This is a genomic window from Micromonospora sp. NPDC052213 (assembly GCF_040679695.1).
GTDB lineage: Bacteria > Actinomycetota > Actinomycetes > Mycobacteriales > Micromonosporaceae > Micromonospora.
Genome location: NZ_JBFAVI010000166.1, coordinates 1 through 15,729 on the forward strand (window position 1 = coordinate 1; position 15,729 = coordinate 15,729).

The window sequence follows — 15,729 nt, forward strand, 5'->3', positions numbered from 1 at the left end:
ACCCGCTACGCCAAACGGGCATCTCTCTACCGCGCCAGCCTCGTTCTCATCGCCGCCATCATCTGGCTTCCATGATCGACAGGACAGGCCCTAGGCCTCGGACCGGCGCCTGATCGTTGGGCCACCCCTGTGCCTGTCGCCATCCGAGCTGGCTACCACCCGACCGCAACGCTGCCTAACAGTGCGCCGTGAGCTCCACCGTCAATCGCGGGCTGCTCGTCGCGGTCGTCACCGTCGCGGGACAGCGCAACTTTGATCTGACGGCATAGCCGTCAATGCCCCAGACAGCGCGGCTTGTGCGACGGCTTGCCGGAAATGGGGGGGATGTCGATGGCTCCGGTGGAGCCGGGCGTCCGGGTAGCTCGCCGCGGCTGGCTCCGCGCCGCCGGTACTCGGCGTCAGCAGCGGCCTGCGGCCGGGCACCGCACTTCGTCACGCCCGCACCGTACGATGCCTCGCCGTACGGTGGGCCCGGCATGCCACGCCGTCGAAAGGGTGTGGCATTTCCGTGGCCTCCCTCAGGGCCCATCGCTCCAGCGTTGTGGCCGCTCCCGTGGGCCCTGACTTCTCACCGCCCGACGCAGCACTGGTCACCCCCGTGCGGACGTGGGGCGAGGCGACGGCCAGGGGCACCCAGGTCGGCCAGACGGGCCGATTCGACAGCGGCTCCGCGGGTAGGCTCGGCCATGGCGGACTCCCGACCACAAGCGCGTGACCGCATGCCGCTTGCTTCGCTCGATGCCAGCGCACGACGGGTCGCGGCCCGCGCATGGCGGCGCGGCGAGAGAGGGCGGCGGCTGCGACGACGTCAGATGGAGATCATCGCGGTGATCGCGGTGCAGTCCGGTCTCGCCGCGGCGCTGGCGTGGTGGTTGGCGCATGACCTGCTCGGCAATCCGAGTCCTGTCTTCGCACCCAGCGCGGCGGTCGGCACCATCGTCGCCGCTGTCGGCCAGCGTGCCCGACGTACCGGCATCTTGCTGGCCGGGGTGGGACTTGGGATCGCAATCGGCGACGGTCTGATCTTCCTTATCGGCACCGGCCCGTGGCAGACCGGCGTGGTGGTCTGCCTGGCCGTCGGGTTTGCGCTGGGCATCGCCGGAGGTGCCGGAACGCTGGTCAGCCAGGTGGCCGGCACGGCCGTGCTGATCGCGACGTTGTCCCCGAGCGACCGAAACCTCGAGGTGCCTCGCATCGTCGACGCGGTCGCCGGCAGTCTGGTCGGCCTCGTGGTGGTCGCGCTGTTGCTGCCCCTCAACCCGATCAGAGTGCTCAACCGGGCCGCCGCCCCCATCGTGCACACCCTCAACGGCCACCTGCGCGGGATCGCCGAGGCGATGCGCGCCCACGACGCCGACCAGGCCCAACAGGCACTGGACGGACTGGAGGCGATGGAGCCGGACGTGCAGCGGCTCCGCGAGGCACTGAGCGGCGCCCAGGAAGTGGTGACCATCGCCCCGGCCCGGTGGAACCGACGCACGGAGTTCGAACGGTACGCCCGAGCCGTCACCTGCATGTACTGGGTCATCGGCGACAGCCGGGACCTCGCCCGCCGAGCGGCGATCCTCATCCGCCACCAGGAACCGCTGCCCGCGGCACTGCCCGACGCCGTCGACACCCTGTCCGACGCGATACGGCAACTGCAACAGGACTGCCCCCGCGGACGCTCCCTCGATGCCGCCAGGCGCCGAGCCGTCCAGGCCGCTGAGACAGCAGGACAAGCCAGCCGCGAGGACGTGGGAACCTACGGCAACGCCGTCGTGACACAGGTACGCGTCGCCGCCGGCGATCTGCTCCGGGCCACCGGCTGCTCCAGCGACGACGCCGCTCGCGTGATCCGCGACGCGGCGCGCCGCGGCGAGAGCGACTGAAGAGGGCATCTGATCCGCGTGGTGGCTGATTCATTTCGGCCGTTGCGGTGGGGTTGGTTCGTGGGCGTGCAGCGGCGTGGATATCGGTCGGACTTGTCGGGTCGCCATCGCTGGATGTACCGGCTGCACGGCGGGAGGCCGATGAGCGGGGCGCGCCAGAGAGGTGAGAGTTGCCGGAGAGGATCGGCCCACCGGACGACGAGGGCACTCGTTCTGGTGCGCACTTGATGCGGATTCCGGCTGTTATGCCCTGAATTAACCTTACGATGAGGTCTCTTCATGGAGGTGACGGACCGATGCCAACGTATGTCGCGTTGCTGAACTGGACCGATCAGGGGATCCGAGGCTACAAGGACACCGCGAAGCGCGCCGAGGCTTTCGCCGCAGCGACCCAGAATCTCGGGGCGAATCTCCTGAACATCTACTGGACCGTCGGTCCGTACGACGTCGTGGCCCTCGTCGAGGCGCCCGACGACGAAACCGCCGCCGCAGCGCTCCTGCAGCTCGGCGGGGCGGGCAACGTCCGTACCACGACCCTGCGGGCCTTCGGTCGAGAGGAGATGGACCGCATCATCGCCAAATCCGCTGGCTAAGGCCTTCCACACTGCCATACGACGGGCCGCCACACCTGCAGCGCAAGGGCGGCGTCGAGCGCGGTAAACACCGGCCGGTGTCGACGGCGCTTCCGCCGCGCCCGGCCGGCCGCCCGTCTCCAGTGCTACGAAGCCGCCGTGCACGTCGCCGCCATCAACGGGTGGCTGTGACGGGCTTCGACACAGCCCGAGGCGTGGGTGGCCAGGATGATGGTGCGCGGGCCGACGACCGCGGTGACGTGGAGCAGAGCCGCCTTGACCGCCACCGAGACAAGTCCCGTGCGGTCCCCGCAGTTCCGTCATCGCCGTACCGGTCAGTCCGACGGCCCCGACCGCCCGTCCGGCCGGTCGCCGTCCGGGCCGGGACGGTCCGGTCTGCGCTCCCGCCGCCGCTGGGCCAGGGCCGTCACCAGCAGGGACACCCCGAGCGCGGCGTCGCCCCAGCGGCGCAGCGCGGACCGGAGGCCGGGAGCCGGCCGCGGGGGCCCGGGAACGACGACGCGGTCCACCCCCGGGTACGCCAGCCGGGACGCACGGGCCACCTCCTGCTCCGACTCCCCCGACAGGTTGCCGTGGATGGTGACGCCCCGGGCGTCGTCGCGGTAGCGCCAGCGCCACAGGTCGCCCTCGGACCACATCTCGATCCGCTCGCCGGGCAGGGGCGCCTGTGCGGCAGGCCCGGGCGGCTGGTGCGCCCCCGCGTCGCCGCCGCGGCGGGGCCCACCGACGGCCCGCCGCAGGTCGGCGCGGGTGAGATCGCCGATCCCGGCGGCGTCGCCGCGGTTCAGGGCCCGCGCCACCAGGTACGCGAGCAGCCCGGCCGCGACGGGCAGCAGCAGGACCAGCACCTGCAGCAGCGAGCGCACGGCATGGGTCGGCACGTCCAGCAGCCGGGCGATGATGTCGTCGCCCGCGGCGACGGTCAGCACCCCGTAGAAGGTGATGGCGGTTACGCCGACGCCGGTGCGCGCGGGGTGGTCGCGGGGGCGGTCGAGCAGTTGGTGCGGCTGGCGGTCCTTCGTGCGCAGCCGCTCGGCGAACGGCCAGGCGTACAGGGCGAGGAAGGTCAGCCCGCCCAGCACCACCCCGGGGACGAACGGGGCGGGCACGAGGTACCCGGCGATTCGGATCTCCCACGGCGGGAAGAGGCGCAGCGCCCCGTCGCCGAAGGCGACGTACCAGTCGGGTTGGGCGGGGGACGTGGCCTCGGCCGGTTCGAACGGTCCGTAGATCCACACCGGGTTGATCTGCACCAGCCCGCCGAGGGCGAACAGCACGGCGAGCACCCAGGCGAACAGGGCCAGCGAGCGCAGGGCGTAGCTGGGCCAGAGCCGGGAGCCGACGACGTTGTGTTCGGTCCGTCCCGGGCCCGGGAACTGGCTGTGCGTCTGCCGCACGATGATCGCCAGATGGATCGACACCAGCGCGACGAGGACGGCGGGGACCAGCAGCACGTGGCTGACGAACATCCGGGGAATCATCTCGTCGGAGGGAAACTCGCCGCCGAGAGCCAGGAACGCCAGCCACGGCCCGACCAGCGGGACGGACTCCGTCACCGAGACGAGGATCCGTAGGCCCATACCGGAGAGCAGATCGTCCGGCAACGAGTAGCCGGTGAAGCCGTTGAACAGGGCCAGGGCCAGCATGGTGACGCCGATCAGCCAGTTGATCTCGCGCGGCCTGCGGTACGCCCCGGTGAAGAAGATCCGGCTCAGGTGCACCACGATCGCGGCGACGAAGACCAGCGCCGCCCAGTGGTGTGTCTGCCGGATCAGCAACCCGGCAGACACGTCCCAGCTCAACCGCACCGTCGAGGCGTACGCGGCGGAGGTGGGGACGCCATCCAGCGGCGCGTAGCTGCCCTGATAGACGCGGTCGGCGGCGCTGGGGTCGAAGAAGAGGGTCAGGTAGACGCCGGTGAGGATCAGCGCGACGAACGAGTAGAGCGCGATCTCGCCCAGCATGAACGACCAGTGGTCGGGGAACACCTTGGCCAGGGCTTTGCGGGCGACGGGAGACAGCCGCAGCCGGTCGTCGAGGGCGCGGGCGAACCGGTCGACGATCACGGCCGGCCCCAGAAGCCGGCGCCGGGTGGGGCGGTGAAGTCACCGGTGGCGCGCAGGTGGCCGTCCGGACCGACCTCGATCGGCAACCCGGGCAGCGCTCGGGCGGCCGGGCCGGACACCGGACGGGCCGCGGCGAGCAGGTCGAACGAGGACTGGTGGCAGGGGCAGAGCAGTTGCCCGGTACCTGCCAGGTAGAGGCGGACCGGGCAGCCGGCGTGCGTGCACAGCAGCGAGTAGACGACCAAGCCGTCGAGGTGACCGCCGGCCGGTGGCCGGGTGAAGCGTCGCGGGTCGAGGCGGACCGCGAAGGCGGGCCCGTCACCGGTGTCGACGTCGCCTTCCGGGAAGACCGCGACCATCGTGTCCGCCGGCACGTCCTCGGGGCGCAACAGTCGCCCCTCGCGGGTCACCAGCCGCACACCGGACCCCCAGGGCGTGTCCTTCCGTGCCGTCACCGGGCGGGCGCGGTCGAACGGCAGCAGGGAGCGCAGCGGGAAGAGCGCGGTGACGCCGAGGGCGGCCAGCGCCAGCCCGAGCGCGGCGAGCGGGCCACGGCGGCGCAGCGGGCTGTCCTCGGCCGTGAGCTCCGCCGCCGCCAGCGCCTGCGTGCGCGGCGGTGGGGTGAACCCGGCGTGCTCCTCGACGTAGCCGCCGGACGGCACGAGCCGCCGCCCCCAGACCGCGAGCCCCACGGCCAGACCGGCGAAGGCCACCGCGAGCGAGACGCCCTCCCACTGCGTCTGGCCGCCGAGGACGTAGGTCACCGCGAAGCCGACCGCTCCGGCGGCGCTGACCAGGAAGGCCGCGACGATGCGGCGGGCCACACCCCGGTCGGGCGGCGGTGCACCGCTGTCGCTCACTCGCCAGCCCTCCCGCCCAGCCAGCGCGCTGCCGCGACGAGCAGTCCCAGCACGACGATCCACGCCACGAGTCCCTCAGCCAGGGGGCCCAACCGGCCCAACGGGTTCCCGCCCCGGTCCAGCCGGTCGCTCTGCAACCTCCGCACGTAGGTGACCACGTCGTTGACCTGCTGGTCGGTGAGGACCTGGCTGGGAAAGACCGGCATCAGACCGGGACCGACCCGTACCGCCTCGGCCACCTGCACCGCGGTCGCGTCGTACAGGGGTGGGGCGATCGATCCGTCGGTCAGGTACGCGCCCGCTCCGGTCGCGCCGTGGCAGGGTGCGCAGGTGGCGGCGAAGATGTCCCGGCCGTTGGTGACGCTGCCGGGTGCGACCTGCGGGATCTGCGGGCCGCCGCCGAAGGCGCCGACGTGGCCGACCAGCGCCGCTATCTCGCCGGCCGAGAACACCGGCTCGGCACGCCGGGGCTGCTGCTGCTCGGTCGAGAGCGGCATCCGGCCGGTGGAGACCTGGAAGTCGACCGAGGCGGGCCCGACACCGATCAGGGAGGGTCCCCGCTGGGCGCCCTGGCCCTGCGGGCCGTGGCAGCTGGCGCAGTGCTGTCGGTAGAGCTCGGCGCCGCGGTCGGCCGGTACCGACGTGGCCGGTGCGGACGTGGCCGGTGCCGACGTGGCCGGTGCTGGCGTGGCCGGTGCGGACGTGGCCGGTCGGGGGTCGGGCTGCGCCGCGACGCCGGGTCCGGCGGCGAGCGCCAGCACCGTACCGACGGCGAGGGCCCGCCGGGGATGCAGCCGCGCCCTGCGGCCCCGTCCGGCGGTGATCGTTGCTCGTTGGTCCACGGTCTCAGTCCAGGGTGTACAGGTAGGCGGCGATGTCCTGCGCGTCGATCGGGTCGATGCCCAGGTCCGGCATTGCGGTGCCGGGCTCGACCGCCTGCGGGTCGGCGATCCAGCGCCGCAGGTTGTCGGCGTTGTTCGGCAACGCGCCGGCGATGTAGGAGCGGGCGCCGAAGCGGGTCAGGGGCGGGCCGACCAGCCCGTTCGCCCGGTCGATGCCCGGGATCACGTGGCAGGAGCCGCAGCCGTGCTCGACGATGAGCTGTGCGCCGCGCTCGGGGAAGCCGACGCGGACCTCCGGCGGTGGCGGCGGGGCGGTGCTGGCGCAGCCGGGCGCGACGAGCACGACCGGCAACACCAGCAGGACCGGCCACAGCGACCGGATTCTTCGCGTCATCGCGTCCCCGCTCCGGTATGCGTGGTGACGACCGGGCCGCTCGGTTCCGGCGGGGTCACCCGGTCCGGGCTCTGCCGGTGCAGGCGCAGCAGCCAGCGCAGGAAGATGGTCAGCGTCGCGACCAGCACGACCACGTCCATCGGCGCCCACATCAGCAGGCCCGCCACCTGTTGGTCGGTGAGCGGGTTGGGGCCGAGCGCCTCGGCCGGGTAGACCGGTCGCGGCGCGAAGGTGAGCACCGCGCCCAGCGCCGAGGCCGGCAGCATCGTGGCGATCAGGAGCAGCACCGCGATCGGGGCGGGCAGGCGGTGCTGCGGCGCGCCGAGCACCGGCGCCCACAGCAGCCAGGCAGCGGTGACGAAGCAGAGATGCTCGACGGCGTGCACGAGCGGCTGCTGCAGGGCGGCGACGTAGGGCCCGGGCAGGTGCCAGACCCACAGCACCAGCGTCTGCACCCCACCGGCCAGCGCAGCCGTGGTCACCGGCCGGCGCAGCCACCGGGCGGTGGGGGCGGCCCGGAGCCGGGCCAGTCGTTGCCGGAGCGGCTGCGGGCAGGCGAGGGTCAACGGCAGCCCGGCGGCGCCTGCGGCGAGCAGCGGCCCGGCGACCAGCAGCAGGGCCATGTGCTGGATCATGTGCCCGGTCAACGACCGCCCGGCCAGGTCGGTCAGCGGAGGGCCCTGCGCGGCGAGCGCGACCAGCACGCCGAGGCCGAAGGTGGCCACCCGCCAGCCTGGCAGGACGCGTCCCGCGCCGCGGCGCGCCCAGAGCTCGTGCACGCCGCGGCCGTAGCCGGCGGCCAGCAGGGCCAGCGTCAGCACGAGCAGGATGTCGAGCAGCCCGGCCACGACGGACGCCTCCTGCGGCACGCCGCCGGTCGCGGTCATCACTAACATGGCGCCAGCACCAGCAGGGCGGCCCCGCCCAGGACGATGATGGTCAGGAAGAGCAGGTTCAGCCAGATTCCCACGACGGCGAGCATCCTGGTGCGGGAGACGGACCGGTCCTCGCCGTCCTGGCGGATGCGCCGCCAGGCCAGCCCGGCGGCGAGCAGCGATCCCACGGTGGCCAGGGCCGGCAGCACCACCGCCAGGGTGACGACCAGGCGCAGCGGCACGGCGCCGACGTGCGTGGAGCCGGTGGCGCAGGTGAGTTCGTCGACGCCCCAGGCGACGATCAGGTGTACGGCCCAGGCGAGCGCGCCGCCGAGGACCCCGTACCAGAGCAGCAGCCCACCGGCGAGGCGGGCCCGCTGGCCGGGCTGGACGCTCATCACAGCCACGGCGAGAGGTAGACGGTGAACAGGATGGCGGCCCACACCGCGTCGACGAAGTGCCAGTAGATGGCCGTGTTGCGGACCCGGTCGTGGCGGTGACCCCCAAGGCTGCCGCCGCGCAGCGAGGCGGCGAGCAGCCGGCTCAGCATGGTCAGCCCGACCAGCACGTGCAGGCCGTGGAACCCGGTGATGACGTAGAACAGCGAGCCGTAGACGTTGGTGGTCATGGTGAACTCGCGCAGCAGTTCGGCGTACTCGGTGGCCTGCAGGGCCAGGAACGTCAGCCCGAGGAGCAGGGTGGCGGCGACGCCGATGTTCAGCCGCCGGCGCTGCCCGGCGCGGATGCCGCGTTCCGCCCAGATCAGGGGCAGGCTGCTGGGCAGCAGCACCGCGGTCATCACCAGCGGGCGCAGCAGCGCCGGCTCGGCGATTCCGTCGGGGGGCCACGGCGACCCGTGCTGGAAGCGCAGGTAGAAGTAGCTGCCGAGCAGGTAGGCGAACACGGTCGCCTCGGTGGCGACGAACATGACCATTCCCCACCAGCCGATCGAGCGGCCGACCGGCAGTTCCGTGGTCAGCGCCTCGGCGCCGGTGGCCGCCGCGATGCGGCCTCGGGCGGCTCTCATCCGGTCACCCCCGGCTCCGCCTCTGGCCGGCGCGGCGGCCAGAGCCAGACGGCCAGCGTCGCGGCGACGGCCAGCGCGGCGGCGGCGGCGACCGGGTACCAGGCGAACAACATCGCGGTGAAGAAGACGAGCAGTTCCACGGCGACCAGGAGCGGCTGCAGGGATGCCTCGGGCATCTGGACCGCGCGTTCGCGCCGGCCGTCCAGTTCGCTGGTGATCAGCGTCGTCCGGCCGTCGGCGAGGATCCGGTCAGCCGTGGTGCCCGCGCCCATCGACTCCATGCTCCGGGCATCCCAGGCGGGGTGCAGGCTGTGCACCCGCGGCAACACCGGGAAGTTGTAGGGCTGCGGTGGTGATGGGGTCGCCCACTCCAGGCTGTCCCCGCCCCACGGATCGGCCGGGGCGGGCCGGCCGCGTCGGATCGCGTGCCCGACCCCGATCAGTACGAGCAGCAGCCCGACCGCGAGGAGGTACGCCCCGGCTGTGCTGACCAGGTTCCACCGCTCCCAGCCCAGTTCTCCGGGATAGGTGTAGACGCGTCGGGGCATGCCCCACAGGCCGTAGAGGTGCATCGGGAAGAACGTGACCTGCATGCCGGTGAACACCAGCCCGAAGGCCCACCGGCCGAGCCGCTCGTGGTACATCCTGCCGGTGATCTTCGGCAGCCAGTAGTAGATGCCGGCGAGGATCGGGAACAGCGCGCCGCCGACGAGCACGTAGTGGAAGTGCGCCACGACGAAGTACGAGTCGGTGATCTGCTGGTCGAAGGCGGTGATCGCGAACATGGTGCCGGTGAAGCCGCCGACCACGAAGGTCACCAGGAATCCGATCACGAACAACATCGGCACCCGGAGGACCAGCCGGCCGAGCAGCATGGTGGCCAGCCAGGCGAAGATCTGGATGCCCGACGGGATGGTGATGACCGTGCTGGCCGCGCTGAAGAAGCTGTAGGACAGCTGCGGCAGCCCGGTGGCGAACATGTGGTGCACCCACACGCCGAAGGAGATGATCGCGATGGACACGATGGAGAGCACGATCAGCGCGTAGCCGACCACGCCCCGGCGGGTGAAGGCCGGCAGCACCGCCGAGACGATGCCCAGTGCCGGCAGCACGATGATGTAGACGTCCGGATGGCCGAAGATCCAGAACAGGTGCTGCCAGAGCAGCACGTTGCCGCCGGCCTCCGGATCGAAGAAGTGGGTGCCGAAGCGGCGGTCGAGGAACAGCATCGCGTTGTCCAGGTTCAACGCGGGCAACGCGAAGATCACCATGAACGCGGTGGCGACGATCGCCCAGACGAACAGCGGCACCCGGTCGAGCGACATGCCGGGGGCGCGCAGCTTCAGCGCGGTGACGATGAAGTTGATCGAGCCGGCGGTGGTGGCGATGCCGAGGAACAGCAGCCCGAGGGTGTAGACGTCGATGTTCATCCCGGGCATGCTCTGCTCACCGGCCAACGGCACGTACGCGAACCAGCCGGCGTTCGGGGCCGCGCCGAAGGGCAGACTGGCCCACATGTACAGCCCGGCGAAGAGGAAGATCCAGTAGCCGAGCGCGTTCAGCTTCGGAAACGCCATGTCCCGCGAACCGATCATGAGCGGGACCAGGTAGTTGCCGAAGCCGAAGAGCATCGGGGTGGCGAACAGGAAGATCATCGCCGTGCCGTGCATGGTGAACAGCTGGTTGTACTCGTCCGGGCTGAGCAGGGTGGATTCGGGGCGGGCCAGTTGGGTGCGCATGGCCAGCGCGCTGATGCCGGCGAGGGCGAAGAACAGTCCGGCGGTGACCAGGTAGCGCCGCCCGATCCTCTTGTGGTCGACGGTGCCGAACCAGGCGACCAGGGATGGCCGCTCGTCCCAGTGTTGTTGCAGCCGTGCCAGGTCCTCGCGGGTCGCGCCGGTCGGCGGCGCGGCAGCGGTCGACATGTCGTCACCTCCCCCGTGTGGTCACTTCAGCGACTGCAGGTACGCGATGAGGTCCGGCAACCGCGCGGCGTCGATCGGTTGCGGCGGCATGTAGCTGCCAGGTTTGACGGTCTGCGGGTTGGCGATCCAGCCGCCGAGGTGGCCGGCGTCGTTCGGCACCGCGCCGGCGCCGATGCTCCAGCGGGAACCGACGTCGGACAGGTCGGGACCGGCGCGGCCGGCGGCGCCGGTGCCGCGGATGGCGTGGCAGCCGGCGCAGGTGCCCTGGACGAACGCCTGCCGCCCGCGCTGTTCGGCGTCGGTGCGCGGTTGCCGGGCCGCCGAGCCAAGTCGGGCCAGCCAGGCGTCGAACTGGGGGCGGGGCTCAGCCACCACCAGGAACGCCATGTGCGCGTGCTGGGTGCCGCAGTACTCGGCGCACTGGCCACGGTAGGTGCCCGCCCGCTCGGCCTGCAGCCACGTCTCACGGGTCTCGCCGGCGATCAGGTCGGTCTTGGGCATCAGCTGCGGCACCCAGAAGCTGTGCAGCACGTCCGCGGTCCGCAGCCGCACCCGGACCCGCTCCCCCACCGGGATGTGGAGCTCGTTGGCGGTCGCCCCGTCGATCCCCGGCACCCGCACCTCCCACCACCATTTGTGGCCGGTGACCTCGATGGTCGGCGCCTGCGGCTCCGGGCCGGCGCCGAGCATCGCCAGGTCCCGCAGCCCGACGCCGTAGACCGCGACCAGGATGAGCAGCGGAACGCCGGCGCCGGCGACGGCCACGAAGCGCAGTGGCTGGCCGTGCCGGACCCGGGTCGTCGGTGCGCGGCGGAACAGCAGCGCCCAGGCCAGCAGCGCCATCACCTCGACGAAGACCGCCAGGGCTATCCAGAACAGCAGCCACCAGGTCCGCTCGACGCGCGCGGCGCCGGTCCCCGCGGTATCGAGCGTCGACGGCGCGTCCGTGGCACAGGAGGTCAGGGCGAACAGCGCCGCCAGGGTGCCGAGCGCCATGACGGTGCGACGGTGTGACCGCCGCGCGGTCCCACCGGCCGTCGACGCCGCTGACCTGTCCACCGCCAGGGACGGTAGCGGCACGAACCGCTTTGGACCGCAATTATGCCAAAAGCCGTCTATCGCCTTCTTTGGGTCGCTAGCCTCCTGTTCGAGCGATAGCCAGCGGAAGCGCCCGGTTCGGGGCGCGGACAGGGAGATCATGCACCAGCGGGTCCTCGATCTCGTCGCGGATACCCCACGGGCCGCCGCCGGCCGCCGCACCCTGGCCTGGATCGCCGGCGGGCTGGCCGCCGCGGCGACAGTGACAGGCGGGTTGGTGGCGCCTGCGGACCAGCTCCAGGGGCAGGCGCAGCGGCTGATGTACCTGCACGTCCCGGCCGCGTGGGTGGCGTACGCCGCCTTCGCGGTCGTCCTGCTCGGCAGCGGCGCATACCTGTTGCTCAACCGGGATCTGCGGTTCGACCGGCTGGCCCGGTCGGCGGCCGAGATCGGCGTCGTGCTGACCGCCGTCACGATCGCCACCGGCGCCGTCTGGGGCCATCTCGTGTGGGGCACGTGGTGGGCCTGGGATCCGCGGCTGGTGAGCAGCGCCCTGCTGCTGGTGGTGTACGCCGGCTACCTGGCGTTGCGCCGCCTGCTCAGCGAGCGGCACGCCGCGGCGGACAGCGCCGACCATCGGGTCGCCCGCTCGGTGGCCGCCGTCGGCGTTGCCGGGTTCCTGCTGGTACCGGTGGTGCACTTCTCGGTCGTCTGGTGGCGCTCCCTGCACCAGCAGGCGACGGTGCTGGCGCCGCAGCGCCCCCCGATCGACCCCCGGATGGGGACGGCTCTGCTGCTCGCGGTCGCCGCCGCGACGGCCGCCGCCCTCTGCGTCCTGCTGCGCCGGCTGGCAGCCCTGGAACGCCGGTCCGCCCCTGCGGTGCGGCAGGCGACCGCGGCCCGGACGCCGGTCCGGACGGGATGACCCGCCGCATCGGCCGGATCGCAGTCGGCTTGGTCGGCCTTTCCGCCGGTGCCCTGCTGGCGGCCGCCGCCATGCAGGGCACTCTCACCTACTACCGCACCCCGGCGGAGGTGTCCCGGGATCCGGAGGTCCGTCAGGAACGGCTGCGGGTGAGCGGCCAGGTGGTGCCCGGCTCGCTCCGCCGCGCCTCCGATCGGACGGAGTTCCGGCTCGCGGAGGACGGCCACGAGATCGCCGTGCGGCAGCGCGGTGTGCCGCCGGAGACCTTCCGGGAGGGCGAGGCGGCCGTCGTCGAAGGCCGCTTCTCCGCCGACGGGGTCTTCGACGCGGATCAGGTCGTCGTTCGGCACGGCAACGAGTACCGGCCTCCGACAACCCCGGGAGGGCCGGCGGATGGCCGGTGAGTTCGGCACCGCGAGCCTCGCCGCCGGCCTGGTCACGGCCACCCTCGCCGCCCTGCTCTGGCTGCGCGCCGGGCTGTCCGGCGGGCCGGTCAGGGTGGCGCGCGCCGCGACCGTCGCCAGTTTCCTGGCCGCCGTCCTCGGCGGCGCCGTGCTGGAGTACGCCCTGCTGCGCCACGACTTCAGCGTCCGGTTCGTGGCCGAGAACGGTGGACGGGACGTGCCGGTCTACTACACCGTCACCAGCCTCTGGTCGGCGCTGGACGGCTCGCTGCTGCTGTGGCTGGTCATCCACTGCGCGATCGCCGCGCTGCTGGCAACCCGGGCGGCGCGGTACCCGGCCCGGCTGCACGCGTACGCCATGCTCGTGGTCAGCGCGGTCGGCATGTTCTTCTTCGCGCTGACCTACTTCGCGGCGAACCCGTTCCGGGACGTGCGGCCGGTGCCGCTCGACGGTCCCGGACCCAACCCACTGCTGCAGCAGCATCCCGCGATGGGAGTGCACCCGCCCCTGCTCTACGTGGGCTACATCGGCCTGGTCGTGCCGTTCGCGTTCGCGCTCGCCGGACTGCTCGCCGGCCGGGACGGGCACCACTGGCTGCGCGCCGCCCGGCCCTGGGCCCTGGTCGCCTGGTCGGCGCTCACCGCCGGGATCGGGCTCGGCGCCTGGTGGTCCTACGCGGTGCTGGGCTGGGGCGGATACTGGGCCTGGGATCCGGTGGAGAACGCCTCCCTGTTGCCCTGGCTGACCGCCACCGCGCTGCTGCACACGGCGCTCGGCGGCGCGCGGGCGCGGGCGGGTTGGAACGTCGTACTGGCCTGCGCGAGCTTCCTGCTGGTGCTGCTCGGCACGTTCCTCACCCGCTCCGGCGCGGTGGCCAGCGTGCACGCGTTCACCGAGTCGCCGCTCGGACCGATGCTGCTGGGCTTCATCGTGCTCGCCGTCGCGGTGTCGACCGTGCTGGTGGGATGGCGGGGCCCAGGCGCGGTCCCGCGGAGCCGCACGCCGGTGCTATCGCGGGGCGCGGCCGTTCTGGTCAACGGGGTCCTGCTGCTCACCATCGCGGCGATGGTGCTGGTCGGCACGATCTTCCCGCTGCTGTCCGAGTCGCTCGGTGGGATCCGGACGGCCGTCGGCCCCCGCTACTACCAGCGGACCGCGGTGCCGCTGGCCGTCGTGGTGCTCCTGGTGATGGGCGTGGTGCCCGCGGTGGTGTCGGCCCGGCGGGCGGGCGGGCCGCGCCGGCTGGGCGTGCCGTTCGGCGTCGCGCTGGCCGTCGTGGCCGTGCTGGGCTGGGCCGGCCGCCCCGGTGCGCCCGCCCTCGCCGCGTTCGGGGCCGCGGCGTTCGTCCTCGCCGGCGTGGCGGGGCAGGCCGCCCGCATCGTGACGGCCGCCCCCCGGCTGAGCGCTGCGAGGCTCGGCGGACTGCTGGCGCACGCCGGGATCGCGCTGGTCGCCGTCGGGGTCGCCGGCTCGTCGGCGTACGGCAGCAGCACCGAGCGGGAGATCCGGGTGGGCGAGGCCCTGCGCGTCGGCGGGGTCCAGGTGCGGCTGCTGGAGGTGCGTCGAACGGGCGACACGGATCGGATGGCGGTGACCGCCCGACTCGAGCACGACGGCGGGACACTGGCCCCGGCCCTGCGCTACTTCCCCGCCCACGACACCGCCGTCACCGTTCCGCAGATCCGCACCGGAATGGTCCGGGACGTCTACGTCACGCTGATCGCCGCCGGCGCGGACGGCGGCAGCGCGACCGTACGGCTCGCGGTGAACCCGCTGGTGGCTCTGCTGTGGGTCGGTGGCGGGCTGACGGCGGCCGGTGGGCTGCTCGCGGTGCCGGCGGCGGTGCGGCGCCGCCCTGCGCCCGGGGCCGCCGTCCCGACCGCGGCGGCTGTCACGCGGCCGGAGGTGCGGGTGTGAGCGTGCTCCGCAGGCGGCTGTGGCCGGCGCTGGTGCTGGTGGTCACCGCCGCCGTCGGCGCCGGCCTCGGCACGCCGGACCGGTCTACGCCGGTCGGCGCCTCGACGGGGGACCTCGCGCCGCCGATCGCCGGCCCGACCCTGGACGGGGGCCGGTTCAACCTTGCCGACGTGCGGGGGCATCCGGTGCTGGTGAACGTGTTCGCGTCCTGGTGCGGGCCCTGCCGCGACGAGCTGCCGCTGCTGGCGGAGGCCGGCCGGCGGGGCCAGCCCGCCGGGTTGCGGATCGTCGGCATCAACCTGCGCGACGGGCCCGACGCGGTACGGGCGCTGCTGCGCGAGACCGGCGCGGAAGCGATGACGGTGGTGCCGGATCCCGACGGCACGCTGGCGATCGGCTGGGGGGTCCGGGGCGTGCCGGAGACCTTCCTGGTGGACCGGGACGGGCGGGTCGTGGACCGGCGCCAGGGTGTGGTCACCCGGCAGTGGCTGGAACAGCGGCTCGGTCCGCTGCTGGCCGGATGAGGCGGCGTCACGCCCTCGGCGGCGCCGTGCTGGCCGTCCTGCTGGCCGCGGCGGTCCTCGGAATGGTTCGTGCGGGCCAGCCCGCACCACGGCAGGACCCGGTCCGGTCGGTCGCCGTCGGGTTGCGCTGCCCGTCCTGCCAGGGCGAGTCGGTGGCCGACTCGCGTTCCCCGATCGCCGCCGCCATGCGGCAGGTGGTGGCCGACCAGCTCGCGCAGGGCCGCGACCCGGACGACATCCGACGCTGGTTCGTGCAGCGCTACGGCGAGGAGGTGCTGGCCGATCCGCCGGTGCGCGGTCCCGGGCTGCTGCTGTGGGTCGTACCAGCGCTGGCGCTGCTCGGCGCCGGGTACGCCGCGGTTCGGACGCTGCGCCCCCGTGCCCGGGGGGGGGCGGCGCGGGGCCCGACGGAACCGGGGGCGGCCCGGGTCGCGGCCCGCCGGGCGGGCGGGGCCGGCGCGGGCGGG

16 protein-coding genes are annotated in these 15,729 nt (G+C 73.2%); 7 read left to right on the forward strand and 9 right to left on the reverse strand.

Features of this window, described 5'->3' with window-relative positions; genetic code table 11:
• Window positions 1–686: 686 nt before the first annotated feature.
• Together AB0L34_RS27705 and AB0L34_RS27710 are read left to right on the forward strand one after the other, a co-directional pair.
• A complete protein-coding gene (locus AB0L34_RS27705) occupies window positions 687–1,871 on the forward strand; it encodes an FUSC family protein (protein ID WP_363707899.1) in 1,185 nt (394 codons plus the stop codon).
• A gap of 296 nt (window positions 1,872–2,167) precedes the next feature.
• Entirely contained in the window at window positions 2,168–2,464 is a 297-nt protein-coding gene (locus tag AB0L34_RS27710; RefSeq protein WP_363707901.1) for a GYD domain-containing protein, read from the forward strand.
• A gap of 314 nt (window positions 2,465–2,778) precedes the next feature.
• Here AB0L34_RS27710 and AB0L34_RS27715 read toward each other — a convergent pair whose 3' ends face one another.
• The 9 genes from AB0L34_RS27715 to AB0L34_RS27755 are packed head-to-tail and all read right to left on the reverse strand — an operon-like array spanning window position 2,779 to window position 11,449.
• Window positions 2,779–4,530 carry a ubiquinol-cytochrome c reductase cytochrome b subunit gene (locus AB0L34_RS27715; RefSeq protein WP_363707903.1) on the reverse strand — a complete coding sequence of 584 codons (1,752 nt, stop codon included), beginning with the start codon at window positions 4,528–4,530 and terminating at the stop codon, window positions 2,779–2,781.
• Complete coding sequence (locus tag AB0L34_RS27720) at window positions 4,527–5,390, reverse strand: Rieske 2Fe-2S domain-containing protein (RefSeq protein ID WP_363707905.1); 864 nt, start codon at window positions 5,388–5,390, stop codon at window positions 4,527–4,529. Before AB0L34_RS27720 ends, AB0L34_RS27715 begins: the two co-directional genes overlap by 4 nt.
• A complete protein-coding gene (locus AB0L34_RS27725; protein ID WP_363707907.1) occupies window positions 5,387–6,232 on the reverse strand; it encodes a c-type cytochrome in 846 nt (281 codons plus the stop codon). Before AB0L34_RS27725 ends, AB0L34_RS27720 begins: the two co-directional genes overlap by 4 nt.
• Before the next feature lie 4 nt (window positions 6,233–6,236).
• On the reverse strand, window positions 6,237–6,626 hold the full coding sequence (locus AB0L34_RS27730) for a c-type cytochrome (protein WP_357460771.1): 390 nt from the start codon (window positions 6,624–6,626) through the stop codon (window positions 6,237–6,239).
• The gene (locus AB0L34_RS27735) at window positions 6,623–7,513 is read right to left on the reverse strand and encodes a cytochrome c oxidase assembly protein (RefSeq protein WP_363707909.1); all 891 of its coding nucleotides are present in this window, start codon (window positions 7,511–7,513) and stop codon (window positions 6,623–6,625) included. The genes AB0L34_RS27730 and AB0L34_RS27735 overlap by 4 nt, the downstream gene beginning before the upstream one ends.
• 2 nt (window positions 7,514–7,515) lie before the next feature.
• Window positions 7,516–7,899 (reverse strand): hypothetical protein, encoded by a 384-nt coding sequence (locus AB0L34_RS27740; RefSeq protein ID WP_363707911.1) that lies wholly within the window; start codon window positions 7,897–7,899, stop codon window positions 7,516–7,518.
• Window positions 7,899–8,528 (reverse strand): heme-copper oxidase subunit III, encoded by a 630-nt coding sequence (locus tag AB0L34_RS27745; protein ID WP_363707913.1) that lies wholly within the window; start codon window positions 8,526–8,528, stop codon window positions 7,899–7,901. Before AB0L34_RS27745 ends, AB0L34_RS27740 begins: the two co-directional genes overlap by 1 nt.
• On the reverse strand, window positions 8,525–10,453 hold the full coding sequence (gene ctaD, locus AB0L34_RS27750) for a cytochrome c oxidase subunit I (protein ID WP_363707915.1): 1,929 nt from the start codon (window positions 10,451–10,453) through the stop codon (window positions 8,525–8,527). The genes AB0L34_RS27745 and ctaD overlap by 4 nt, the downstream gene beginning before the upstream one ends.
• 21 nt (window positions 10,454–10,474) lie before the next feature.
• Complete coding sequence (locus AB0L34_RS27755; RefSeq protein ID WP_363707917.1) at window positions 10,475–11,449, reverse strand: cytochrome c oxidase subunit II; 975 nt, start codon at window positions 11,447–11,449, stop codon at window positions 10,475–10,477.
• A 202-nt stretch (window positions 11,450–11,651) separates the two neighbouring features.
• Between AB0L34_RS27755 and ccsA the strand changes: the two genes are divergently transcribed.
• The 5 genes from ccsA to AB0L34_RS27780 form a co-directional block, all read left to right on the forward strand.
• The gene (gene ccsA / locus AB0L34_RS27760; RefSeq protein ID WP_363707919.1) at window positions 11,652–12,416 is read left to right on the forward strand and encodes a cytochrome c biogenesis protein CcsA; all 765 of its coding nucleotides are present in this window, start codon (window positions 11,652–11,654) and stop codon (window positions 12,414–12,416) included.
• Window positions 12,413–12,820: a cytochrome c maturation protein CcmE gene (locus tag AB0L34_RS27765; protein WP_363707921.1), complete on the forward strand. Its 408-nt coding sequence runs from the start codon at window positions 12,413–12,415 to the stop codon at window positions 12,818–12,820. The genes ccsA and AB0L34_RS27765 overlap by 4 nt, the downstream gene beginning before the upstream one ends.
• Complete coding sequence (locus tag AB0L34_RS27770) at window positions 12,810–14,738, forward strand: cytochrome c-type biogenesis CcmF C-terminal domain-containing protein (RefSeq protein WP_363707923.1); 1,929 nt, start codon at window positions 12,810–12,812, stop codon at window positions 14,736–14,738. The genes AB0L34_RS27765 and AB0L34_RS27770 overlap by 11 nt, the downstream gene beginning before the upstream one ends.
• Window positions 14,735–15,262 carry a redoxin domain-containing protein gene (locus tag AB0L34_RS27775; protein ID WP_363707925.1) on the forward strand — a complete coding sequence of 176 codons (528 nt, stop codon included), beginning with the start codon at window positions 14,735–14,737 and terminating at the stop codon, window positions 15,260–15,262. Before AB0L34_RS27770 ends, AB0L34_RS27775 begins: the two co-directional genes overlap by 4 nt.
• The coding region (locus AB0L34_RS27780; RefSeq protein ID WP_363707927.1) for a cytochrome c-type biogenesis protein at window positions 15,259–15,729 on the forward strand (471 nt) is incomplete at its 3' end. The genes AB0L34_RS27775 and AB0L34_RS27780, both read left to right, overlap by 4 nt.